General features: G+C 60.1%; 19 protein-coding genes. 12 read left to right on the top strand and 7 right to left on the bottom strand.

The genetic code is table 11. The features are described from left to right. Window positions 1–9: 9 nt before the first annotated feature. Window positions 10–702, top strand: coding sequence for a haloacid dehalogenase type II (locus JOE65_RS00275; protein WP_205161371.1), 693 nt, complete (start codon window positions 10–12; stop codon window positions 700–702). On the opposite strand, the gene JOE65_RS00280 is transcribed toward JOE65_RS00275, so the two are convergent. Next, window positions 699–1,535, bottom strand: coding sequence for a formate/nitrite transporter family protein (locus JOE65_RS00280; RefSeq protein ID WP_205161372.1), 837 nt, complete (start codon window positions 1,533–1,535; stop codon window positions 699–701). The genes JOE65_RS00275 and JOE65_RS00280 overlap by 4 nt on opposite strands. Before the next feature lie 79 nt (window positions 1,536–1,614). Then, window positions 1,615–3,696 carry a 4-alpha-glucanotransferase gene (gene malQ / locus JOE65_RS00285; protein WP_205161373.1) on the bottom strand — a complete coding sequence of 694 codons (2,082 nt, stop codon included), beginning with the start codon at window positions 3,694–3,696 and terminating at the stop codon, window positions 1,615–1,617. A 30-nt stretch (window positions 3,697–3,726) separates the two neighbouring features. On the opposite strand from malQ, the gene JOE65_RS00290 reads away from it, so the two are divergent. After that, entirely contained in the window at window positions 3,727–4,506 is a 780-nt protein-coding gene (locus JOE65_RS00290; protein WP_205161374.1) for a phosphatase PAP2 family protein, read from the top strand. A 72-nt stretch (window positions 4,507–4,578) separates the two neighbouring features. On the opposite strand, the gene JOE65_RS00295 is transcribed toward JOE65_RS00290, so the two are convergent. Beyond that, window positions 4,579–5,277, bottom strand: a complete 699-nt coding sequence (locus tag JOE65_RS00295; protein WP_205161375.1) for a PIN domain-containing protein — start codon at window positions 5,275–5,277, stop codon at window positions 4,579–4,581. A 301-nt stretch (window positions 5,278–5,578) separates the two neighbouring features. Here JOE65_RS00295 and JOE65_RS00300 point away from each other — a divergent pair, with 301 nt between their 5' ends. Further along, window positions 5,579–6,202: a hypothetical protein gene (locus tag JOE65_RS00300; RefSeq protein WP_205161376.1), complete on the top strand. Its 624-nt coding sequence runs from the start codon at window positions 5,579–5,581 to the stop codon at window positions 6,200–6,202. 41 nt (window positions 6,203–6,243) lie between these two features. Here the strand turns inward: JOE65_RS00300 and JOE65_RS00305 are convergent, their stop codons facing one another. From JOE65_RS00305 to JOE65_RS00315, 3 genes are all read right to left on the bottom strand, one after another. Beyond that, on the bottom strand, window positions 6,244–6,876 hold the full coding sequence (locus tag JOE65_RS00305) for a hypothetical protein (protein ID WP_205161377.1): 633 nt from the start codon (window positions 6,874–6,876) through the stop codon (window positions 6,244–6,246). Window positions 6,877–6,894: 18 nt separating this feature from the next. Then, on the bottom strand, window positions 6,895–7,425 hold the full coding sequence (locus JOE65_RS00310) for a hypothetical protein (protein ID WP_205161378.1): 531 nt from the start codon (window positions 7,423–7,425) through the stop codon (window positions 6,895–6,897). Between the two features lie 72 nt (window positions 7,426–7,497). After that, on the bottom strand, window positions 7,498–8,100 hold the full coding sequence (locus JOE65_RS00315; RefSeq protein ID WP_205161379.1) for a hypothetical protein: 603 nt from the start codon (window positions 8,098–8,100) through the stop codon (window positions 7,498–7,500). A 223-nt stretch (window positions 8,101–8,323) separates the two neighbouring features. On the opposite strand from JOE65_RS00315, the gene JOE65_RS00320 reads away from it, so the two are divergent. From JOE65_RS00320 to JOE65_RS00355, 8 genes are all read left to right on the top strand, one after another. Next, entirely contained in the window at window positions 8,324–10,381 is a 2,058-nt protein-coding gene (locus JOE65_RS00320; RefSeq protein ID WP_205161380.1) for a hypothetical protein, read from the top strand. Between the two features lie 38 nt (window positions 10,382–10,419). Further along, window positions 10,420–11,997, top strand: a complete 1,578-nt coding sequence (locus JOE65_RS00325) for a class I SAM-dependent DNA methyltransferase (protein WP_205163937.1) — start codon at window positions 10,420–10,422, stop codon at window positions 11,995–11,997. After that, window positions 11,994–13,166, top strand: a complete 1,173-nt coding sequence (locus JOE65_RS00330) for a restriction endonuclease subunit S (protein WP_205161381.1) — start codon at window positions 11,994–11,996, stop codon at window positions 13,164–13,166. The genes JOE65_RS00325 and JOE65_RS00330 overlap by 4 nt, the downstream gene beginning before the upstream one ends. Window positions 13,167–13,280: 114 nt before the next feature. Further along, window positions 13,281–14,009, top strand: a complete 729-nt coding sequence (locus tag JOE65_RS00335) for an EcsC family protein (protein ID WP_338021509.1) — start codon at window positions 13,281–13,283, stop codon at window positions 14,007–14,009. Window positions 14,010–14,366: 357 nt separating this feature from the next. Beyond that, complete coding sequence (locus tag JOE65_RS00340) at window positions 14,367–15,767, top strand: SNIPE associated domain-containing protein (RefSeq protein ID WP_205163939.1); 1,401 nt, start codon at window positions 14,367–14,369, stop codon at window positions 15,765–15,767. Window positions 15,768–15,897: 130 nt separating this feature from the next. Beyond that, a complete protein-coding gene (locus JOE65_RS00345; RefSeq protein ID WP_205161382.1) occupies window positions 15,898–17,124 on the top strand; it encodes an ATP-binding protein in 1,227 nt (408 codons plus the stop codon). Window positions 17,125–17,424: 300 nt separating this feature from the next. Next, window positions 17,425–20,619, top strand: a complete 3,195-nt coding sequence (locus tag JOE65_RS00350) for a type I restriction endonuclease subunit R (protein WP_205161383.1) — start codon at window positions 17,425–17,427, stop codon at window positions 20,617–20,619. A gap of 104 nt (window positions 20,620–20,723) precedes the next feature. Beyond that, window positions 20,724–21,770 carry an NAD(P)-dependent alcohol dehydrogenase gene (locus tag JOE65_RS00355; RefSeq protein ID WP_205161384.1) on the top strand — a complete coding sequence of 349 codons (1,047 nt, stop codon included), beginning with the start codon at window positions 20,724–20,726 and terminating at the stop codon, window positions 21,768–21,770. A gap of 13 nt (window positions 21,771–21,783) precedes the next feature. On the opposite strand, the gene JOE65_RS00360 is transcribed toward JOE65_RS00355, so the two are convergent. Beyond that, window positions 21,784–22,917 (bottom strand): FUSC family protein, encoded by a 1,134-nt coding sequence (locus JOE65_RS00360; protein WP_205161385.1) that lies wholly within the window; start codon window positions 22,915–22,917, stop codon window positions 21,784–21,786. A gap of 76 nt (window positions 22,918–22,993) precedes the next feature. On the opposite strand from JOE65_RS00360, the gene JOE65_RS00365 reads away from it, so the two are divergent. Further along, window positions 22,994–24,235, top strand: coding sequence for an alpha-hydroxy acid oxidase (locus JOE65_RS00365; protein WP_205161386.1), 1,242 nt, complete (start codon window positions 22,994–22,996; stop codon window positions 24,233–24,235). Window positions 24,236–24,253 lie beyond the last annotated feature (18 nt).

Consider the following 24,253-nt stretch of genomic DNA (forward strand, 5'->3'; position numbering starts at 1 on the left):
ACTGGGAACATGAAAACTCCGGAAGTCATTGTTTTTGATGTCAACGAAACCCTCTCAGACACCGCCCCTTTGGGAGCTGCATTTCAGGACGCTGGTCTCCCGGCCCACGCCGCCCAGACGTGGTTCACGGGTATCCTTCGGGACGGGTTCGCACTAGCGGCCGCTGGAGGCAACGTTCCCTTCGCCGAGATCGCAAAAGACAGCCTCGAGCGCCTGATGGCTCAGGCTGCGGCGGGGGCTGCGGCAGTGAGCGAGCGCAGCCAGAGAGTAGACCAAATCATGACCAGCATGAAGGACCTGTCCCTCCACCCCGACGTCGTGCTTGGAATCCCAGCTCTGGCCCGCACTGCGGACCTGGTAACACTGAGTAATGGCGCCACCACAGTGGCAGATAAGCTCCTCAGCGAAGGACACATCCGTGAATACTTTTCCCACTTACTGAGCGTTGACGACGCCGCCGCGTGGAAACCAGCCGCAGCCGCTTATTCGACAGCCATGGCCGCGTGTGGCAAAGCAGCCGAAGAGATGCTGCTGGTAGCCGTACACCCCTGGGATATTCACGGCGCCAACGCTGCTGGCATGCAGACCGCGTGGATCAACCGCGATGGCAACACGTACCCCAGCTATTTCACGCCGCCCACCTACGAAGCAGTGGACCTGCCGTCGTTGGCCGAACAGTTAGCACTGCGCCCAACGCATTAATCTCCGTGCAGCGCATCCGGGTCTGCCGGTGATTCCCGCCGTCGTTTTTGGATCAGATCCTTGGTACGCAGAAGCCGCAGTGACGTCACCAGCAGCAGACCACCCAAAATGTTGAACAGCAGCGTGTAACCAAACCAGCCAAGCCACTGCACATATGTGATCTCAGCGCCAGCGTGGATGGCGCCGAAGATCAGTAGCGAGTCCAGAATCGAGTGGAACAGTTGCAGGCCCGCCAGCAGGAAGCCTCCAACAATAGCGGCGGCGATTTTGGCCGGATCGGAATCTGTTCCGTGCTGCATCCGCGTCATCAAAGTGATGGTGCTGCCGCCCAGAACCGCCAGACAGATTGCCTGCAGATTGAAGGGCGCGTTTACGAAGTGTTCGGCTGATGTGGTGACTGTTTCCTGCCACTGTGGGAAAGCTTTCATCACAATCCACATGAAGATCCAGCCGCCCAGTAGATTAGCTACGAGTGTCCCGCCCCATAGCTTTCCCAACTGTTTTATGCTCCCCGCACGGGACGCGACGGCGGCGATGGGCACCAGGAAGTCTTCAGTGAACAATTCGCTTTTCGCCAGCAACAGCGCAATGAAGCCAACGCTGAACGCCAGGCCGGCGAGCAGCTGATTATCTGTCTCATACAAGACGGCCAGATAAGCAGTAACACCTATCCCGACCTCGATCCCACCCAGAAGTCCTGTTGTCAGCATGGCAACTAAGGTGCGCTGGATGCGTTCCGCACCCTCTTCGACGAGCCGATTGAACGAGCTGATCAGCTCGTCCTCCACAGGTAAGTCAGTTTTACCGAGTTCACGGCGGCGTTCGTCACTCACGCAGATAGGCTCCAACCGGTTGGCACTGATGCAGAGACACTAATTCTATGCACGCGCATAGTGTTTAGGACGTCAAGCCTCAAAGTTTTCCGGCGACTGCTTGTGCCAACCGATCGAAGATCTCACTCGATGCCAGGTCCTCCACCAGCACAGCGCGGCCTTCGGTGTCAGCCAAGGGAACGCGCCAGTTAGGATACTCATCGCTGGTGCCGGGTTGATTCTGGGTTCGCCGCTCCCCCACCGCGTCCGCGAGTGAAATACCCAAAAGAACCGACGGCGTGTGCGCAATGAATGAGTGCAGCTGCTCCACGGTTCCCTGCTCGGCAGAACCCTTTGTGACAGAGCGAACCAGGGACAACACTGCGTCCTGCGCCTCCCGGTCCGCGCGACGCTCTTCCTCCACCGGACGGCTCAACAAACCCAATGACTCGCGCAGGTCCACATGCTCGCCCGCCAGGTAGCCGGCGCTGGGCGGTAGGTCGTGCGTGGTGACCGTGGTGAGGCACGCCTGTCGATACTGATCGGCCGGGCGCGGGCGCTCGCCGTCGTACTCAAACCACAGAATGGACGTACCCAGCATGCCCCGCCCGGCCAGAGTTTTCTGCACTACCGGCTCGAACAATCCCAGGTCTTCGCCGATCACGACGGCGCCGGCCTTCTCGGCCTCCAGTGCGAGGATCCCGATCAGCGCGTCGTGATCGTAGTAGACGTACGCGCCGTCAGCTGGTCCGGCGCCGTCGGGAATCCACCAGAGCCGGAACAACCCCAGAATGTGATCCACGCGGATGCCGCCGGCATGGCGCAGAATGGTGCGCAGCATATCCCGGTACGCGGCATAGCCGAACTCGGCGAGACGTTGCGGGTGCCATGGCGGCTGGCCCCAGTCCTGCCCCTGCTGGTTGAACATGTCCGGCGGCGCCCCCACCTGCACCCCCGCGGTCAGCACATCCTGCAGCATCCAGGCATCGGCTCCGTTGCGGGAGACTCCCACCGCGAGATCGTGCACCACACCAATGTCCATACCCGCATTTCGGGCGGTGTGCTGGGCCGCAGCGAGTTGTTCGTCGCAGAGCCACTGCAGCCAGATGTGAAACTCAATTCTGGACGCGAGCTCCTGCCGGCGCCCTGCAGGAACGTCCGACGGCGATCCCGGCCACTGCTGCCCACCATCCTCTGACTTCTCTGCGAGCGCGCACCAAAGGGCGAAGTCCTGCAGCCCCTGCCCCTGTTCCTCACAGAAGCGCCGGAAGCTTTCCTCACGGGAGCGGCTGCGCTCCACGTGATTCAGCTCCTTCAGGACGCTCAGTTTTGCAGCGTAACTGGTATCCCGATCGATGAACTCCGGATCTCGGTTTGCGTCCTGGAAATTTCGCGCGGCTTCAGTGGCCTGGTTTTGAGCCGTCGTCGGAAGCTGCTGGAACTCCGGCACGTCCTCCACGCGCAAGTAGAGGGGGTTGAAGAACCGCCGGGAGGACGGCAAATATGGTGAAGGCTCCACTGGTGGCGCTGGCTCGGCCGCGTGCAACGGGTTGATCAGCACAAAATCGGCGCCTTTGCCCGCGGATATCGTCGCGAGCGAGGCCAGATCCGTCAGGTCCCCGACACCCCACGATTCAGCTGAACGCACCGAATACAGCTGGGCCATCAGCCCCCACCGCTGAGACCCGGAGAGCCGGTCCCCCGTGGTGAGCCGCTGAGGCGTGACGATGAGCGCGCACTCAGCGTGGCCGCCGTCGTGCGTGGCCTCCAACCGGTGCCACCCCAACGGAAGCTGCGGCAGAGAGAACGTCAGCCGGTCCACGGCGGCGCCGTCAACCTCGTGCGTCTGGGGCGTTCCCTGCGATATCAGCGCATGCCGTGTTCCATCCTCCGCGATAGCGGTTAGCTCTGGGCTGGTTCCGCTGGGCACATGTACCGGCACCGTGGCCTCATCATCCACAAGGACGACGACGGCGGACGGCAGCAACCTGCGCCACGCGGCGTTGGCGGCATATTGCAGAGAATCCTGGATCTGTTCTTCTGTTGAACAAGGGACACCCAGCGCGGTCAGGATCTTCGTGAGGGTGTCTGCGCTGGCATCGCGCGTTTCTCCGTCCGACCCAGTGACACTCGTGCCAATCCGGTGGGCTTCGGCAAGCTGCTTCAGGATTCCATCTGACATGGCTCAAGCGTAGTGCCGTAGGGTCAATCCATGAGCAGCCCCTGGGAACGCGGCCCCGAACCGGATGGCTGGACGCCCACAGCGCTGCGACCACTGATCCGGTTCGTGCAGGTACTGGCTCGCTGGATGGGCCCGCATCTCGCGCTGGTGCTCATCCTGGTGATCGGCGGCGGATTCGCGATCGCCTTCACCGCAGTTTCAGGTGAGATCTACGAGAGCGTCGTCGAAAAGGACGGTCTCTCCGCACTGGATGAACCCGCCCTGAAAGCCGCCGTTGCCCTCCGCTCCCCCGGCCTCAATACAGCAGTCACCGTCTTCACCAACGTGGGCGGACCCATTGGTATGCCGATACTGGCCGGAGCTGCCGCCGTCGTGCTGTCGCTCAAACGCAAGTCGGTGGCTCCGCTCCTACTCATGATTGTGGCGGCCGCCGGATCGCTGCTGATGACTCTTGGCGGGAAGCAGGCCATCGGTCGTCTGCGCCCGCCGATGGAGTTCGCCATCCCACCGTTCGAATATTCGCCGTCATTTCCCAGCGGTCACACGCTCAACGCCACCGTCCTGGCGGGGGTCTTCGCGTACCTACTCATCCTCAGGCAGCGGCACAAACGGACGCGCGTCCTTACTGTCATCGTCGCCGTTCTGTTCGTTGTGGCCATGGGGCTGAGCCGGGTGTATCTGGGTCACCACTGGCTGACCGACGTCATCGTGGCCTGGACGCTGGGAGTGGCTTGGCTCGCCGTCGTGGTGTCCGTGCACCGACTGGTCATCACATTTCTGGGGCGACGGCGGACACGCGGCGATCCGTGACATACTGTATATACACCCCCGGATACTTCGGTTACCGGTTAGAGAGCCTCAGGAAACTGGGGCTCTCGGAATTTAAGACCATTTTGGAGGCCGGTGAAATTTACCGACCGCGTCACGAAGTGTATGAGGAAACTGAGAGGCCTCAAGCGCCTCCGGAGTGACATGCCCGATGAAATCGGGCCGAGTCTTCACAAGGTCCTTCGAGGACCTATGCGATGGCATGGGAAAGATGATTCCCGTCTGAACACTTAGTTCTGTCTTCATCGTTGTTAGTGGTCCTACCTGATCTGAATCGTTGGTCAGAACCACATAGATATCGGCGTCTTCCTGGAACGCATCGGCCAGCAACCGTGTCGCCAGATTAACATCGGATCCTTTTTCCTCGAGTTTGCGCACATTGACCGTGATGAATTTGCCGGTTTCTGGGTCGATCTTTTGAGGATGCACAGGCATGGGCCGCTTGTCGTTACGAAACTTACCTAAATGGATCGTCACGCGTGGATCCGTTGTGAGCGCGCGCAAGTACATCTGCTGTCGTACCGGGGTTCCTGGGTCAGCTATCAAGCCCAAACGAAGGTGGGCGGTGAAGTAGTGGACCTTGTTGATTCTGTAATCAGGCATGATGAAGGAAGCAAGGGCTGTCAGATCCAACCATTTCAAAGTCGGGTGACGCTGCAAGCAGCGCCGATACAGATTGAACCCGTCCACATAGATGTTGGCCGTCGGCCTCCCATCACTTCGTACGGTTTGCCCGGGTTCAGTAGTATCCACTGAAGCAGCCTATCTGTCAGCCCCGACGAGTCGTCGCTCGGTACGCGTTGGACCTTCATCCGCAACAATTTTGCTTCCACCGCTCGACGCCAAGGTTGGCTGATGCGTCGAAAGAGATCTACAATCATGAACGGTTTCACGGATCCCTCGCCGGAATGGCACCGCATCAATACTGGGAACGCTGGACCGCGGAGATCCAATTAGCTATCAACATAGTCACTGAGCTGCTAACGGGCGCCCAACACCGTTGCTCCGATGCGACGGGCAGATCGGACCAAAATAGAGTGGGGAAACCTCGATAATGCCGTTCTTCTCAAAAAAAGTGCTCCTGTGGCCGATTCTGCTCATAGTTATTGGCCTCGTTGCGGTTAGCGCATTGTGGGCGATGCAGTCCCGGTTCAACATATTTGCCTTTGATGCCAAGTCTGACACCCGCAATACACAAGTCATCGATTCGATAACCCGCGAGGAGCAGGTGGTACTCCTGAGCTTGGGTATTCAGGGCATAAAGGAGCAAAATGAACCCGCAAAGCGGTTCCTCGGGTTGGATGTGCCGGGAAGCGAGAGGGCATCATTAATCCAATACTCCTTCAGCGGGAAGCTGGGTATCGACGGCAAAGATGTGAAAATCGAGCAAACTGGCGAAGACAAATACCTAGTGTCCATCCCAGATTTCATTTTCATCGGACACAACGACGAGTTCTTCAAACTAGCCTTCGAAAACAACGGCGCCCTGAGCTGGATGACTCCCAAAATCGATGCTGTCGAGATGATCAACGACATTCTCAACGATGAGGCAAAAGATCAGTACATCGATTCCAATGAAGCGATCTTGAAAGATCAAGCAATGGCCTTCTACGAGGGCATCATCACGAGTATCGATTCAACCATTGACGTTGAGTTCGAGTTCGCGGACGGCCCCTAGGGCTTTCTCAGTCCGGTGGATCAGTCAGTCTGATAGCTGGTCTACTGCTTTTGCCAGGTACCGCAACGAAGTGTTGAGAAGTCTTGCCCAACGGCAAGGGTGACCGTGGGACGTCCACCCCCGGGAAGATCGTTAGCAATGATGTCGTCGCCGTTGGATCCGGACGTGTATATCCCCCAGTAGCAGGTTGAGTTCACGTCACTGGTGGTGCGGTAAGCGCCAGGCTCAATGTCTGTCCCCACGGTCCACTGACCCTCGGAAACTGTGTTCTCGGCCTTCTTCTTCTCGGCACCGGTCACGGCCTCTTCGCGCTTCTTGACATCTGCAGCGGCGAGCTTGGCTTTCTCTTCGGCATCCTTGAGAGCCCCGTCGCGCTGGTCCAAAGCTGCGGTCCGGTCATCGAGCTCGGAGGTGAGGGTGTCGTGCTCGCCTTCGAGCTCGGTGTAGTCGCTTTCAACGGCTGCCTTCTCTGATTCGAGATCAGCTCTTTCCGCCTCGAGGTCCGCCATGTCGGCGGATAGCGCCGAGTATTGTTCGCTAGCGGTCGGGTCGGGAAGCGTTGTCCCGAGCGCTATGCCCGATCCAAGCAGGACCATCCCTGCCACCCCACCGGCAATCCAATTGGTGCGGCCGATGCGAAGGAACCTGGGCTTGTTCTGTGTTGTCTTGTCCATGATGTGTCCCGTTCTCGCCTAATCCTGATTCATTTCGATGACGACGTTCAGCCCGTCGTCGGGGTGATAGCCCCATGAAGCGCTCAACCCGTCCCATTCGCCTGTTTGGCGTCCGTCGAGCGCCCGCGTGCTGCTCATCCGGGAGCTCACGCTGTCTGGCGTCTCGATCGCGGAGAGGACACAGACGACGTCGGCATAGTCAGCTCCGCTGGATTCGTCTCCGGCCGTGTTCATGGTGATGCTCTGGCCGGCGTCGCCAAGGCTTATACCAGGACTTTCTTCGACGCCGCAGGTTTCCACGGCGTCCGTGATGACCGCGGATGTCGATCCTCCGGATATAGCGGCGCTGAGCCCCAAACCCAGCAGCACGCCAATCACCAGCCCAGCTCCGCCGAACAGCCACGGCTTCCGTTTATCGACTTGTTCTGCAGTTTCACCGTATTTAGCCGCGCCGTTCTCATCGATTGCGGATGTCTCAGCGACGCGCGGGGAGCCCGTCGGCGGCCCTGCTGGTGGCGGCGGTGTGCGTGGATAGTTCGGTTCAGTCATTGGTTTTCCCCTCGATTGGCCCTTCATTGCCCTATCGGCACGAAGGTCGGTGCGGTAAGTGCGAGGGCCTGGTTATGCACCAGCCTTTGGAGTGATGCTGCCGAAGAACAATGCCTCTTCATGCTCGAAGTCAGGGGTAAGCATGTACAGAACGTCAGTCGCCTTGGTGTTGGGGATCGCGAAGGCCTGAGTCTCGGTCAGTGAGGCGCCGGGCAGGATCTTTCCTTCAAAGACAACCGTGTCGCCGTCGAACACTCGCTCGGCGGATGTCGAGTCGTAGTTGACCGTGCTGGATGCCATCGTCGGGTCGAAAATCGCCGTCCCATTGTTGGTGATCGTGACCTCGAAGAGCAGCACCTGATCTCCGGGATTCGCCCCGAAGGCATACTCACCGGCTACCGTCTGGCCCTTGGTAGAAACCGTCACGGCGATTCCGTCGTCGTACTCCCAGGTCTCACCGTAGGCGGAGAGTTGGTCCTGCGCGGACTCTTCCACCTCTTCGGCTTCTTCTTCCTCCACTACTGCGTCGGCGGCGGGAGCTTCCATGGTCATCTGCGGTGTTGCCGGCCCATCAGCGGAGGGCGGCCCTCCGTCGACTGAACAGGCGGTGAGTCCTCCCGTGAGGGCGAGTGCGGCAAGTGTCAGGACGGCTGTGGTTGTGATCGGCTTACGCATTGGTGTCTCCTGTTTTGAATAACGGTTCTTGGACGAAGTGCGGCGAGAGTGAGGGCCATCCCCCCAAAGCCCCGAAGGGCCCTCACTCTCACCCGGATTCAGCGGTGCTGGTCCGTGATTCACAACTTATTCGTGCAGAGTATGTCTCGGTCAGGATCTCTTGATAATGCGGGTTATCAGCTATAGCTCCTAGAAACACGTCTAGACAGGTAAGCTCCTTCTCATGAGCGTCAGAGGCGGGCAACAGGTGAGCAGCATGCAGATCGCACTTGCCGACGTCGCACTCCTGGCGCGCGTACAGCGTCCTGTGGTGTCCATGTGGCGGCAGCGCAACGCTCATTCGACGATGCCTTTCCCCTCCCCGATTGCCATGGATGCCGGCAGTGAGCTTTTCGACGCCGACGCCGTAGTGACCTGGCTCGGCGAGACTGGCCGGGGGAAAAATCCGGACGCGGGGAACGACGTCGGCGCTTTCGTTTATGCAGGTGAGTTGAGGTCCGCTGACGCGGCGGCGCATTTCCAGGGGCTGACCGCGTTGTTGGCGTTGCGTCAGTTGATGGGCCACCCGCTGAGCGAACACTCCGGGGAGGAGTTGCTGGATTGTGCAGATGAGCACGACCCCGATGACGTCTTTCTCTTCACAGAAGTTGAGGCTCTTGGTTCGCGGCTGGGGAATGCCGCTGCCTATGCGGATCTGCTGACTGAGGGCGCGTACGGCCCGGTTGCAGCCTTTGAAAAGCTCGTGGGTCAACGGCTGCGTTCGGGCGCGCGGGAGCAGTCCGTCAGTGCGTTGATTCCGGTTGCCATCTCGCTGGTCGCTTCGGCCGCCGTCGAGCTCGCTGGTCACCAGGAGGCACCGGTATTTGCGGACGCGACCACCGGCAGCAGCGACCTGTTGCTCGGCATTATTGCGGAGGCGGGCGAGTTCGCCGCTCCCACCATGCTGACGTCGGCAGCGGACGACGGCGATGCCCGGCTGGTACGCCGACGCTTGCAAATTCATGGGGTTCACTACCGGGCGATGACGGAGGATTCTGATCTGTTTGGTGAGGCCGTTGTCGTCGGGCATTATCCGCCGCCACGTTCCGGGCCGATGTCGGATGAGCAGATCCTTCAGGAAATCGAGGACGTTGTCCTGCAGTTGGGTCCGACGCAGCGCGGGGTCCTCATTGGCCCGGCGAGCGCACTGGCGGATCCGGCCGCTTCGGCGCAGGCGGAGTTGCTGCGTTCGGGTGTCCTGAGGTCGGGCCGGCTGCGTGCGGTGGTGCGGTTGCCGCGTGGTCTGGTGAAGGGCAAGCCGCGGCAGTCGCAGGCACTGTGGGTTCTGGGACCGGCGCCGGAGGGTGTGCCGATTGCGGAGCGGTGGACCATGTCCGCTGATCTGTCCGGTGGAGTGCTGACCCCTGATGTGGTGCAGGATGTGGTAGGCGATCTCGGTGCTTCGCTGGCTGGGCATTCTGCCATTCGGGCGCATGCGTTCCGGTTCGCCCGGCTAGTCCTGACGCGGGCGTTGTTGGCCTCGCGCGGTTCCCTGGTTGCTCCTGCAATGAGTGGGCGGCAGGCAGTTGCTGCGGGTGAGGTTGCCTCGGGTGATGCTGTCGTTGAGGCGGACTCTCTGGTGGCCGCACTGAATGAGCCGCCACCCGCGCTGACGTTGCCGGTCCTCGCCGGTCCGGGTTCTGGCTCGGGCACACTGACACAACAGACCGTGGACAGCGTCATAGCGGCTGGCTACTTGAAGTATGTGCCGGGAAATCGTCTGCTGCCTGAGGATGTCAGGGCGCGCGTTTCGGGTGCCCGTCTGATCGGAGTTGCTGAGCTTGTTGACGACGCCGATCCCGGGTCACGGCGCATTGACCGACTGGACCTGACCGCCAAATATCCGGGCAGCCGGTTGACCGAACCCGGCGATGTGGTTTTCTGCACCAGCCCGCAGACTGCCGCGTTGGTGGATGCGGAGGGCGGCGCCGTCGTTGTTTATCCGGCCCGAATCCTGCGGATCAGCGAGGCCGATCCAGGCGGACTGCTGCCTGCGGTTCTCGCGGCGGATGTGGAGGCAGCGCCCCATGGCGTTCACTGGCGTCGCTGGCGGGTCCGCGCGGTGGTGGAGGAACAACGGGGAAAGCTCGACGGCGTTCTGGCCGGCCTTCGCGATGAGACAGCGCGGACCCGGGAGCGGCTGCGGCAGCTTGAACGGCTTGAAGATGTGATGATCGACGGCGTTTCCTCGGGATCGTTGATGTTGGAAGATAGGCTCGACCAGACGAAAGGACGCCGCTAGTGGCTGCTGTGAAGAAGGTGGATGGTGCGCCGTCCACGATGAAGGAACTGAAGGACACCCTGTGGAAGGCGGCGGACAAGCTGCGGGGGTCCATGGATGCGTCTCAGTACAAGGACGTCATTCTGGGGTTGGTGTTCCTGAAGTATGTTTCGGATGCCTTCGAGGAGCGTCGGGAGCAGATCCAGGCGGAGCTGGCGGCGGATGGTCTGAGCGAGGATCAGATTGGCCAGCTCATTGACGATGTTGATGAGTACACGGGCCGCGGTGTTTTCTGGGTTCCGGCGCAGGCACGTTGGGAGTATCTGGCCCAGAACGCCAAGGGCACGGCCAGCGCGTCCAACGAGCCGGCGAAATCGATCGGGCAACTGATCGATGAGGCGATGGACGCGATCATGGGTGCCAACCCCTCGCTGTCGGCAACATTGCCGAAGCTGTATAACCGCGACAATGTGGATCAGCGCAGGCTCGGCGAGCTGCTGGACCTGTTCAACTCGGCGAAGTTCACCGGCAGCGGCGCTACGCGGGCCCGTGATCTATTGGGCGAGGTATACGAGTATTTCCTAGAGAAGTTTGCCCGCGCTGAGGGCAAGCGCGGCGGCGAGTTCTATACGCCGGCCGGGGTGGTGCGCGTGCTGGTGGAGGTCCTGGAGCCAACGCACGGGCGAGTGTATGACCCGTGCTGTGGTTCGGGCGGCATGTTTGTGCAGACGGAGAAGTTCCTGGAGCACCATGAGAAAGAAGGCTCGGACATTTCGGTGTTCGGGCAGGAGTTGAACGAGCGCACGTGGCGGATGGCGAAGATGAACCTTGCCATTCATGGGTTGAACGCGAATCTGGCGTCCCGCTGGGGGGATACGTTTGCCCGCGATCAGCACCCGGATATGCAGGCTGATTTTGTTCTGGCGAACCCGCCGTTCAACATCAAGGACTGGGCGCGGTCCGAGTCCGACCCGCGCTGGCGCTTCGGTGTTCCCCCTGCTGGCAACGCGAATTATGCGTGGATTCAGCACATCATTTCCAAGCTCGCGCCCGGTGGTTCTGCAGGTGTGGTGATGGCGAACGGCTCCATGTCTTCGAATTCGGGCGGCGAGGGCCAGATCCGGGCTGAGTTGGTGGAGGCCGATCTGGTGTCCTGCATGATCGCGCTGCCCACTCAGTTGTTCCGGTCTACCGGGATTCCGGTGTGTACGTGGTTCTTTGCGAAGGACAAGACGGCCAGTGCTGCCGGATCGGTGGATCGTGCCGGGCAGGTGTTGTTCATTGATGCGCGGAATCTGGGGCACATGGTGGACCGTGCCGAGCGGGCTCTCTCTGATGAGGACATCGCGAAGATCGCGGGGACGTTCCATGCCTGGCGTGGGTCAGCTTCCGCTGTGGAGGCGGGGTTGGAGTACGACGACGAACCCGGCTTCTGCAAGTCTGTTCCGTTGGCGGAGATCAAGGCTGCGGACTACGCGCTGACACCGGGCCGGTATGTTGGTGCGGCTGAGGTGGAGGACGACGGCGAGCCGATCGAGGAAAAGATCGCGCGGCTAAAGAAGGAACTGTTCGAGCAGTTCGACGAATCCGAGCGGCTAGCCGGCGTTGTGCGGGAGCAGTTGGGGAGGGTCTCGTGAGTGGCATCGTCGAACGGTCCTTCACAGATTTGCTGGACTACATTATCGATAATCGAGGTCGCAGCTGTCCGACAGCTCCAAGCGGGCTTCCTCTCATCGCGACAAATTGCATTAAGGACGACCACCTCTACCCTGTCTTCGAGAACGTTCGCTACGTTGGGCCAGAGACGGTAGAAACTTGGTTTCGAGGGCATCCGAAACCAAACGACATTATCTTCGTTTGCAAAGGCTCACCGGGCAGGGTTGCAATGGTTCCCGATCCCGTCTCTTTCTGCATCGCACAAGATATGGTTGCTCTCCGCGTGGACGAGAACCACACCAGTGCTCTGTACCTGTACTACGTTCTCTCCTCCCCAGAAGTAAAGACGAAGATATCGAATATGCACGTCGGATCGATGATTCCTCATTTCAAGAAAGGTGATTTCGGGAAGCTCCGGCTCAAGGTGCATGCTGACGTGTCCGAGCAGCAGGCGATCGCGGAAGTGCTGGGCGCCCTCGACGACAAGATCGCTGCCAACACCAACCTGATCGACGGTGTGGACCAACTGCAGCAAGCTACTTTTCGGTCGATGCTGAGCGATTCGGAGGCTGTCCCGCTTTCATCAACGGCTCGCTTCATTAATGGACGCGCGTTCACGAAGAATGCCAGCGGAACCGGCCGAGTAGTCATCAGGATCGCTGAGCTGAACTCAGGCATAGGTGCCTCAACCGTTTACAGTGACGCCGAGGTTGCGCCCGAACACCTTGCTAATCCTGGAGATATTCTCTTTGCATGGTCAGGCTCCTTGACGCTACATCGCTGGTTCCGTCGTTCCGGAATCGTCAATCAGCACATCTTCAAGGTGATTCCGTCGGACCCCTATCCGAATTGGTTGGTACACGAACTTATTCGGGAGAAGCTGAGTGACTTTAAGGCAATCGCCGCCGACAAGGCTACGACGATGGGACACATTCAACGCCGGCATCTGGATGAGCTAGTGCGGGTACCAACGGTGGCAATGTGGAGGAAGCACGCCAGTCAGATGGAGAATCTATGGTCGCTCGTGCTCAGTGCCGAGATGGAAAATCTTGATCTCGCCACCACCCGCGACGCGCTCCTCCCCCAGCTGATGTCCGGCAAGCTGAAGGTGAAGGATGCCGAAGCTATCCTCGAGGACGCAAATGTTTGACTGACGTTTTCCTGAGAACAATGTTGCAACAGCCTGTTGCACAATTTAGCCTGCGGACGGGCGGCAAATTTCCCGTCTCCGCTACACCACACAAGAACTTAGAGAGGAATCCCGGTGGCCAACGCAACACCCGTCGAACCCGAACAGACGCCGACGGCTAGGTCCGAGAAGGCGTCCGAGCAGCTTCTGAAGCTGACTGGCAAGGTGATCGACTCGGGTGTCGGTCCACTGACAGGGTCGATCACGTGGGCAGAGGCTCGGCTGGCTAGCGTCCAAGGCACCCGCTATGAACCCAACGCCGAACCAACACGGAAAGTGAGGCCTGACGAGCGCGACGATATTGAAAAGGCGATCAAGAGACTGATCGTCGAGTCGGTCGAAGCGGCCGGTGTCAACGGTTTCTTGACCGGACTCGGTGGGTTCATCGCGATGCCAGTAACGGTTCCCGCAAACATGGCGGGCGCACTCGTGATTAATGCGCGTCTCGCGGCTGCAATCGCTTACTTGCGGGGGTACGACGCCAAGGATCCACACGTCCGCACTGTAGCCACCCTCATCGCGGTGGGTTCGAACGCACAACAGATCGCGAGAACAATCGGCATTAGGGTTGGCGAGAAGGTGTTGATTCAGGCAATCAAGAAGCTCCCGATCGCGCTGATTCGCCAGACCAACAAGAAGGTCGGTTTCATGCTCTTGGCCAAGTACGGCTCGAAGCGTTCGCTTATTACGTTGGCGAAGGGTGTACCGCTCGTCGGCGGAGTGGTAGGCGGCGCGGTGGACGCGACCATGACCAACGTTATCGGCCGCACCGCCAGAGCGATGTTCCCTGTCGACTTCGACTGATCGATTCCCGTTCTGGCAACCGCTGCACAATTCAACGAGCCAATGGTGAAAGCGCCGCTTTCACCATTGGGATTCGCCGCCTGGCGCTGCTCAGCCCACCCGTTGCAGTGACGAAGATCCGGAACTATCCGCCGACGAGGAGCAACGTGACAGGTTCGACTGCGAGCCAGACTTTTTGCGATGAACTGCTGCGCTTGACCGTCACTGATCCGACAAGCGGAGGGCAGATACTGCCCGTTACTTGGGCGGAGGCCTAGTTGATCCTGACACAGCAGTGCGTTGGTTGGGAGAACCGAAACTATAGACTGTGCACCAATCGTGCAGCAGCGCGAAGCAATAGCGAAAATGGGGGAGAACATGAGTGCACCTGCCGGGTGGTATCCAGACAGTCAAAATCCAGAGATCGTCAGGTGGTGGGATGGCATCACCTGGACGGAGCATTCACAACCCGCACACGGACTCTCCTCTCCGACTACGTCAGCACCGACAAAAGGTCAAGGGAACGCAACTGTGTCACGGCCGAAGAGGATTGGCTTCTTCAACGGGCGCCGAATTGCAGAAGACCAAATCGCAGAAAATCAGCGGTTACGAACACTTTTGGATGAGTACGGACTGGGAAACCTCGATCGCATTCAGCAAGACAGCCAACGAGCAGCCGCCGAGCTCACAGAACTGCGCCAGCACTTGACGAACCTCCAGTCCGACCTTGGAGCCGTGCAAAACCAATTAGTGGCCGCTCGATTACAAGTGGAGCTACAAGACGCAGGCCTATTTGACTACTCCAACCCAGCAGAGTCGTCCGCGGAGTTGAGCGCAAAGCTTGAAGGTCTTCGGGTGGAGATTAAGGACATGATTCGCTCCAAATCTGCGATTGTCGCGACCAAAAACTTCACGTTCAACAACTCAGCCAAGCAGGGACAGCGGTTCGTGTCGCAGATGTCCCAGATCATGCTCCGTGCCTACAACGCCGAAGCCGAGAACTGCGTGAAAACAGTGAAGGCTGGAAACCTGCAGACTGCCCAATCGCGACTGTCGAAAGCCCGTGAACAGATAGTCAAACAGGGAACGATGATCGACCTCGAAGTCACCCATCGCTACCATCAGCTGCGACTGGTCGAAATGTCACTGGCTGCACAGCACCTACAAGCGCTCCAGGCAGAGAAGGAAGCAGAAAGGGCGCGCCGGGAAGAGCTCCGTGAACAGCGCAAAGTCGAGCAAGAACTTGCACGGGCCAAGGAAAAACTCGAAAAGGAGCTGAGTCACTATCAGGCGACGCTCAGAGCGCTAGAAGCGAAGGGCGATACAGAAGGCGCCGCACGAATGCGCAGTCAAGTTGAAGACGCAGAACGCGCGATCAGCGATGTCGACTACAGGGCTGCAAACATTCGGGCTGGTTACGTTTACGTGATTTCCAACGTAGGCGCCTTCGGTCCGAATGTGGTGAAAATCGGCATGACCCGAAGGTTGGAGCCCATGGACCGAGTTCGGGAGCTTGGAGATGCTTCGGTTCCGTTTATCTTCGATGTGCACGCGCTGTTCTTCACCTCAGACGCAGTTGGCGTGGAGGCGATGCTTCACCGGACGTTCACTGAAGAACGGGTCAACAAGGTGAACACCCGACGAGAGTTCTTCCGCGTCACACCACAGCAAGTACTCGATGCGCTGAGGCAACATGAGGTCGAAGTTCTTGAGTTCACTGCAGACTACAAGGCTGAGCAGTATCGCCTTAGCATCGGAGAGGCGGTTACTACCCTGTAGTCATTGGTCTTTGATTGCAGTTCCGCCCGGACGAGCTTCAGTACCTCTATCCGCTGCAGGATGGTTTATTGATGTATCCAAACTTTACTAGAAATCAATAAAGTGAGATAACTCTTGTAAGATCGTACGTATGGACCCCGTCAACAATCCCTACACGCCGAATGCTGGTGCCACCCCGGAGATTGTCATTGGGCGTGATGAGCTCCTGGAGGACTTCCTCGTGCTCCTGCGCAGACTTGACCGAGGCCGCACCAATCAGTCCATGATCGTGACCGGACTTCGGGGTGTTGGAAAGACCGTCCTGCTAGGCGAATTCCGTCAGATTGCCGAAGAGCTCAGGTGGAAGGTCCTCGAACTGGAGGCCAGCAAACATGATGACGACCATTTTCGCCAGACCATATACTCACAGCTTCGGGCGGCTCTCTACCAGATCTCTCCGAAAGCCAAATGGGGAGATAAAGCCAGGAACGCCGCCCAGGTCCTGCAATCCTTCAGCCTTTCCATCGACCCTTCGTCCGGGGCCCCCACCTTGTCGTTAGGTGTTGATGCTGCGGAGGGTCTCGCGGACCACGGTAATCTCACCCTGGACTTGACTGACGTACTCGTCTCTATAGGGGAGGCCGCCCAGGAACACGGTACCGGTTTGGTCCTGCTGTTCGACGAAGTGCAGTTCCTGAGTCAAACCCAACTGGAAGCCGTGATCCAGGCGATCCACAAGTCGGTGCAACGCAAGCTCCCAGTAACATTCGTAGGTGCAGGATTGCCCCAGATCGCCGAGCTGGCCGGGGACGCGAAGTCCTACGCGGAGCGACTCTTCAAGTTTCCAAAGATCGGATCCCTGGACTTCGACGACGCCAAGAAGGCACTGGCGGAGCCAGCACACGTTGAGAACGTAAAGTTCAACGACGACGCACTGATCCGGGCATTCGAACTGACGGAAGGCTACCCGTACTTCGTGCAAGAACTGGGATATCAAGTATGGGCGGTGGCTGCTGGCGACGTCATCACGCTCGAAGATGTTGAGGACGCGAAAGACGCATACGAGGCAAAGCTGGACTCCTCATTCTTCCGGGTCCGCCTGGACAGAGCTACACAACTTCAAACGGCCTACATGCGTGCCATGGCACAGCTCGGACCCGAATCCCAGAAGGCCGCGGATGTGGCCTCAGTCATGGGGCGTGAATCCACCCAGCTGGCTCCCACCCGGTCAGAGCTCATCAATATGGGATTGTTGTACACTCCCTCGCACGGATACGCTGGATTTACGGTGCCTCACTTCGACCGTTTCATGCTCCGAGCTGTGCCGGAGCTGGACGTCCCCTCGGTGCAAAAGCGACGCACGAAGCCGAAGAAGTAAGCGCCTATTCAAAGGCCTGCTCGCGCTCCCCCGGAACACACCGCTATCATGACGGCCCTGCATTATGAAACGTGGACGGGGGTGCGATCTGATCCCAAGTGACCAAAACGCTTCCTGATGGCCAGCGGGACGATGATCACGAGAAAGACGAACACGAGGTATGGGAACGCGTGCCAGCAGGAGGCAAATTGCGCGTTCCCGCCCTGATAACAGCCCTTATCGCCGCGTTCCCCCGCCGATCAGGGCATACCGCTGATAGCGTCAGGATTGACATTGACGGTGCCAGGGGAGCAAACAGTGATGACGACCGCGACAACCAGTTTTTCCGAAGCCGATTGGGAAGGGCTCACGCTCGAGCTCCTCGCCGAACCACTCGGCTGGGAACCCAAAACAGGGCAGGAGATAGCTCCCGGCCAGGGCGAACGAGCCAGCTGGGACGAACTACTCATCCGGCCGCGCCTTCTCAATGCCCTTCGGCGGCTCAATCCCACCATCCCCGCCGAGTACCTCCAGCAGGCGTTGGCTGATATCACGTCCGCGAAGTCCCAGGACGCCATCACCGAAAACCACCGCATCCACGAATACTTTGTGGACGGCTTCCGCATGAGCTACATCGACTCTGACGGACAAGAAGCCAACCCCACCCTCCGCCTCATCAGCGCAGAACCGTCCCAGAACGAATGGCTCGCCGTCAACCAGGTCACCCTCATAGCCGGAGACCATAAGCGACGCTTCGACCTGGTCCTCTACTGCAACGGCCTGCCCGTGAGCATCATCGAACTCAAACGAGCCGGCAGCACCTCCGCCACAGTCGCCGGAGCCCACGCTCAACTGCAGACGTACCTCCGCGAATTTCCCCTCGCGTTCCGCTTCTGCGTCTTCACCCTCGCCTCGGACGGACTCGAAGCAAAATACGGCACACCCTTCACCCCGCTCAACCACTTCTCCCCCTGGAACGTCGACGAACACGGCAAAGTAATCAGCCGGGACACCATGGTCGACGGCGAACTCGTCACCGAACTTGAAACAGCGCTCCTCGGCCTCTACGAGCACCACCGTTTCCTGCAACTGCTGGGCAGCTTCACCGCGTTCGACGAAAACGCCTCTGGCCTGGCCAAACGAATCGCCAAACCACATCAGTTCTTCGCTGTCACCAAAGCCGTGGAAAGCACTGTCCAAGCCGTCGAATCAAACGGCAAGGCCGGCGTCGTCTGGCATACCCAGGGTTCTGGAAAATCCATGGAGATGGAGCTCTACGCCAACCGAGTCATCCGCCACCCACGGTTGAAGAATCCCACCATTGTGGTCATCACGGATCGCAACGAACTCGACGGGCAGCTCTTCGCGACGTTCAACCAATCCCGCCTTCTCGCCGAAACGCCCCGCCAGATCCGTAGACGCTCCGAACTCCGTGAAGAACTGAGCAACCGCGTTACCGGAGGTATCTACTTCACCACCCTGCAGAAATTCGGCCTATCCCCAGATGAAAAACACGCAGGGACCGAACACCCGCTGCTGAGCGATCGGCGCAACATCGTGGTCATCGTCGACGAAGCCCACCGAAGCCACTACGACAACCTCGACGGCTACGCCCGCCACCTGCGCGATGCCCTCCCCCACGCAACACTCATTGCGTTCACCGGCACACCGATCTCCTTCGATGACAGGGACACCCGCGCGGTCTTCGGCGAATATATCGACATCTACGACCTCTCCCGTGCCGTGGAAGACGGCGCCACCGTCCCCATCTACTTTGAACCGCGCCTGATCAAAGTGGGCCTAGCGGATGAGGTCACCGATGAAACGCTCGACCTCGCCGCCGACGAAGCAACACTGGACCTCGACGTCACTGAGCGGGCGCGCCTCGAGTCCTCCGTCGCCGTCGTTAATGCCATCTATGGCGCACCGGAGCGCATCAAGGCCCTCGCCGAAGACCTCGTTGCGCACTGGGAGAACCGCCGCGACCGGATGCGGAAGTTCATCGACGCTCCCGGCAAGGCCATGATTGTTGGTGGCACCCGCGAGATCTGCGCCAACCTCTACACAGCCATCACCGAGCTGCGGCCCGACTGGCACTCCACCGACCTGAAATCAGGGAAAATCAAGGTGGTCTACTCCGGTAACGCCACCGACGTCGAGCCCGTCTCACAGCATGTGCGCCGGGATTCGGAGAATGCGTCCATCAAGGAACGGCTCAAGAACGCCGACGACGAGCTCGAACTCGTGATCGTCAAAGACATGATGCTCACCGGCTTCGACGCCCCTCCCCTCCATACGCTTTACCTGGACCGGCCGCTCAAGGGCGCCCTGCTCATGCAGACCCTGGCCCGCGTCAACCGCACCTTCCGCGGCAAGGAGGACGGCCTGCTGGTGGCCTATGCGCCGCTGGCCGACAACCTGTCCAAGGCCCTCGCCGAATACACGCAGTCAGACCAGGCCAACAAGCCGGTGGGCAAAGACATCAACGCCGCGGTGCTCGCCACGACGGCCCTCGTCGAGCAGCTACGGGGCCTGCTTTCCAGCTTCGACTGGCGCGCAGTCCTGAACAAGGGCGGCCGCAAGCCCCTCTACAACGCGGCAACTCAGGCGGCGAATTACCTCCGCGATCCGGCCACGCCCGGAAATCAAGCGAACGACGACGGCGCTGAACTCACCGCAGCCCGGTACCGTCGGCTCTCCGGCCAGCTCTCACGGGCATGGGCACTGTGCTCCGGACACGAGAACCTGGCACAGCTACGGCCCGAAGTGCAGTTCTACGAAGAGACCCGCGTCTACATGGCGAAGTTCGACGCCATGGACCGGCAGTTGCGTGGTGAGCCAGTGCCCGAGGACATCCAGCGGTTACTGCGAAATCTCATTGCCACCGCCACGTCCTCCGGCGATGTTCTGGACATCTATGAAGCAGCGGGAATGCCCCGGCCATCACTCAGTGATCTGACTCCTGAGTTCGTCAGCAAAACGCAGCAGGCACGTAACCCGCATCTGGCCATCGAGGCACTGCGCGAACTGGTGTCTGAGGAATCGCAGCGGACCACCCGCAACAACGTTATCCGGCAGCGCGCTTTCTCTGAGCGCATCAACGAGCTGATGAACAAGTACACCAATCAGCAGCTCACCGCCGCTCAGGTCATTGCGGAAATGGTGAAGCTGGCGCGCGAAGTAGCTCAGGAATCCAACCGCGGAGCCCAGTTTGATCCACCGCTGACGGAGGACGAACTGGCGTTCTACGACGCCGTCGCCCAGAACGAATCCGCTGTCCAAGTCCAGGGGAGCGGTGTCCTCGCAAACATTGCCCGCGACCTCGTTGGCATCATGCAGCGCGACATCCGAACAGACTGGACCGTCCGCGACGACGTCCGGGCAAAACTCCGCGCAAACATCAAGCGGCTACTGGTCAAATACGACTACCCGCCGGATAAGCAGCCCACCGCCATCAAACTGGTCATGGAGCAGATGGAAACCATGGCGCCCCGATTCGCGGACGCGCGGCGCTAGCAGCCTGGTTTCAGACAGCGGGCGTCCGGAATACCTAGCCCGCAGCTGATGTTGGGGAAACAGAACGAAGAATTTAGCGCACCAACAACTCGCAGGAGTTACCCATGCCAACAACTGTTAACGCCTACGCAGCGCATTCCGCCACGGAGGGCCTCATTCCCACCACCATCGAACGCCGGGACGTCGGCGCCGATGATGTGCTGATCGACATCAAGTTCGCTGGTATCTGCCACTCCGATATCCACACGGTCCGTGGCGAGTGGGGACCGCCTTCCTTCCCGCTGGTGCCCGGACATGAGATTGCTGGCATCGTCACCGAAGTCGGCTCCAACGTCACCAAACACGCTGTCGGCGATCGCGTTGGCGTGGGCTGCATGGTGAACTCCTGCGGCGAATGCAAGAACTGCGTGGCTGGCGAAGAGCAGTACTGCCTCAAAGGCAACATGGGCACCTACGGCGCCGAAGACCGCGACGGCTCAATGACCCAGGGCGGCTACTCCACCCACGTGGTGGTGACCGAGGACTTTGTGGTCCGGATCCCTGAAGGAATCGACCTCGACGTCGCTGCACCGCTACTCTGCGCTGGCATCACCACGTACTCGCCGTTGCGCCGCTGGGGTGCGGGACCAGGCAAGAAGGTGGCCGTCGTCGGGCTTGGCGGACTCGGTCACATGGCCGTGAAGCTGGCCGCAGCCATGGGCGCCGAGGTGAGCGTGCTTTCCCAGTCTTTGAAGAAGCAGGAAGACGGGTTGCGCCTGGGTGCGGAGCACTACTACGCCACCAGCGACGAAAACACGTTCACGGATCTTGCCGGTTCATTTGATCTGATCATCAACACGGTCAGTGCCTCGATCCCCATCAGTGACTACCTGGGCCTACTGTCCCTTGACGGCACTCTGGTCAGCGTTGGCGCACCACCTGAGCCACTGCCGGTCAACGCGTTCGCGCTCATTGGCGGCCGCAGGTCTTTTGCCGGTTCCATGATTGGTGGCATTCGTGAAACCCAGGAGATGCTCGATTTCTGCGCCGAGCACCACCTGGGATCCGAGGTGGAGGTTATCCCCGCCGATAAGATCAACGAAGCCTACGAGCGCGTGCTCGCCTCGGACGTCCGCTACCGGTTTGTCATCGACACGGCAACGCTCGCCTAGCCCTTCCTGAACTTCAGTCTGCGGTGTCCGAAGCACGGTCCGGCTGCGTCTCACTAACAAGACGCGGCCGGATCGCTGCCACGATACGCCGAAGGGCCATGGTAATTGTCGCGGCACCGCTCAACGGGACGTTATCCTCGGTGCGCTGTTCCGTAAGCCTCTGCTGCAGTGTCTCCAGTGCGGACTCAGCCTCCTGCAGTGCTCCGCCCGGATCTTCGTCGTCATTCCAGGCCTTCAACACGGCTGCGACTGCGCACATCGCCTCGCTGAGGGGCGGGCATAGGCGAACAGGCAGATCAACGGGAAACGGTTTACCCCACACTGCACCGGCCAGCACCTCGCTGAGGTCGCGAATGTGGAAGGTGACGTTCTCCAGCACCACGAGGTCGGCATAATAGCCGGGCACATCTCGCCGATACAGGCGAGCCCGCGGGTTTCCCTGGCGGCTGATGTCCGCGGTGTGGACCGTCTCGCGTACTTTTATAGCAGTAGCTGACAGCACGTCGTTTTGACTCGCCCAGTCCTTCCGCTCCGGTGGCCAGTTTTCGGTCAGCGCCCCGCCGACGGCCTCCATGTGCTGCGCCAAAGCGAGCCGGAGCTGGGAGAGCTGAAGGACCGCAGAATTAAAGCTGAGTGGCGGCAGGATCAGCAGGTTAACCGAGAGCCCGACGCCGACGCCAACACTCATCTGCACGAGGTACCCAATCGAATAGGCATCGGCGTTCGGACCGCCGACAATGAGCACAAAGAGAGCCGCAATCGGAAGATATTCCTGCCCGGGAGCACCGAGCCATCGGTTCTTCCCCAGCAAGACGCCGACAGCCACCACGAGGGATATAGTCCACAAATTAGGATCACCCACCAGCAGCACACCAGCCGCGAGCGCGATGCCGGCGGCCAGTCCGCCAAGGACCTGCAATCCGTACTTGGCTGAACTGGATAGCGTGGACTGCATGCTGAGCAATGCCCCCAGCGGTGCGTAATAAGGATACTCATCGGCAACACCGGGCATGTATGGAGCGATCACCCAGGCCAGGCCCACGGCGAGCGCGGCCTTGACGGCGAGCAGGAGATGCGGCGACTCCGCTCCTAGCCGAGCCATCACTGCACGAAATCGATGACCGGCCTGGGGTGCTTGGGAAGTCACCCTTTAATCGTCACAGGGGACCGCCCGGTTGGCAAGTCACAATGTACCGGCCAGCAGCGCGGCGTTAGCATGAAGCATGAGCCAGCAGCCTTCCCGCAGACCGGACGCCTTGCGTCGTCGCATACCAAAGATCGCGGACCTGACTCCGCTGCTGAAGTTCAAAGCTCCTACTCTGCCCAGCGCACACAACCGTCTGCAGAGCGCGAACACCATCGCGGACCTGCGCGCCATCGCGAAGCGACGGACCCCCAAAGCCCCCTTTGACTACACCGATGGAGCGGCCGAAGAGGAGATCACCCTGAACCGGGCGCGGGCGTCCTTCCGCGATCTCGAATTTCGGCCGGGCGTGCTGCGGGATGTGTCGACGGTCGACCTGACGACGCCGATTCTTGGCGCGACGTCGGCCCTTCCGTTTGGCATAGCGCCCACCGGCTTCACCCGGATGATGCAGTCCGAGGGCGAGTACGCAGGCTCGCAGGCAGCCGAGCGCGCTGGCATTCCGTACACACTGTCCACGATGGGAACGGCGTCGATCGAGGACGTGGCCAAGGCTGCACCGAACGGGCGGAACTGGTTCCAGCTCTACTTGTGGACAGACCGGGACCGCTCCCTGGATCTGATTGAGCGCGCTGCCCGAGCAGGTTATGACACGCTCATGGTCACCGTGGACACCGCCGTCGCCGGAGCCCGCCTACGCGATGTCCGCAACGGAATGACCATCCCGCCAGCACTGACCGCGAAGACCGTGCTCGATGCCTCCTACCGCCCCGCATGGTGGTTCAACTTCCTCACCCATGAGCCGCTGAACTTCGCGTCGCTCTCCAACTTCGCTGGCACGCCAAGCGAGCTCATCAACTCCATGTTTGACCCCACCCTCACCTACGACGACCTCGACTGGCTGCGCAAAGTATGGAAAGGGAAGCTGGTGGTGAAGGGCATCCAGACAGTCGACGACGCGAAGAAAGCCGTGGACCACGGCGCGGACGGCATCGTGATCTCCAACCACGGTGGTCGACAGCTGGACCGAGCGCCCATCCCCCTTCACCTACTGCCCGACGTCGCCGCCCAGCTGAAGGGGCGAGCGGCCATCATTTTCGATACCGGGATCATGAGCGGAGGTGACGTCATTGCGGCGATGGCCCTCGGTGCAGACTTCACGCTCATTGGCCGGGCCTACCTGTACGGCCTGATGGCGGGCGGTCGCGCCGGCGTGGACCGGACCATCGAGATCCTCTCCACCCAGGCATCCCGGACTATGCAGTTACTCGGCGTCTCCCGGATAACTGATCTGGGGCCGGAGCACGTGAGGCTCCTCTAAGCTTCCGGATGCGTGCGT

Source organism: Arthrobacter roseus (assembly GCF_016907875.1).
Lineage (GTDB): Bacteria > Actinomycetota > Actinomycetes > Actinomycetales > Micrococcaceae > Arthrobacter_J > Arthrobacter_J roseus.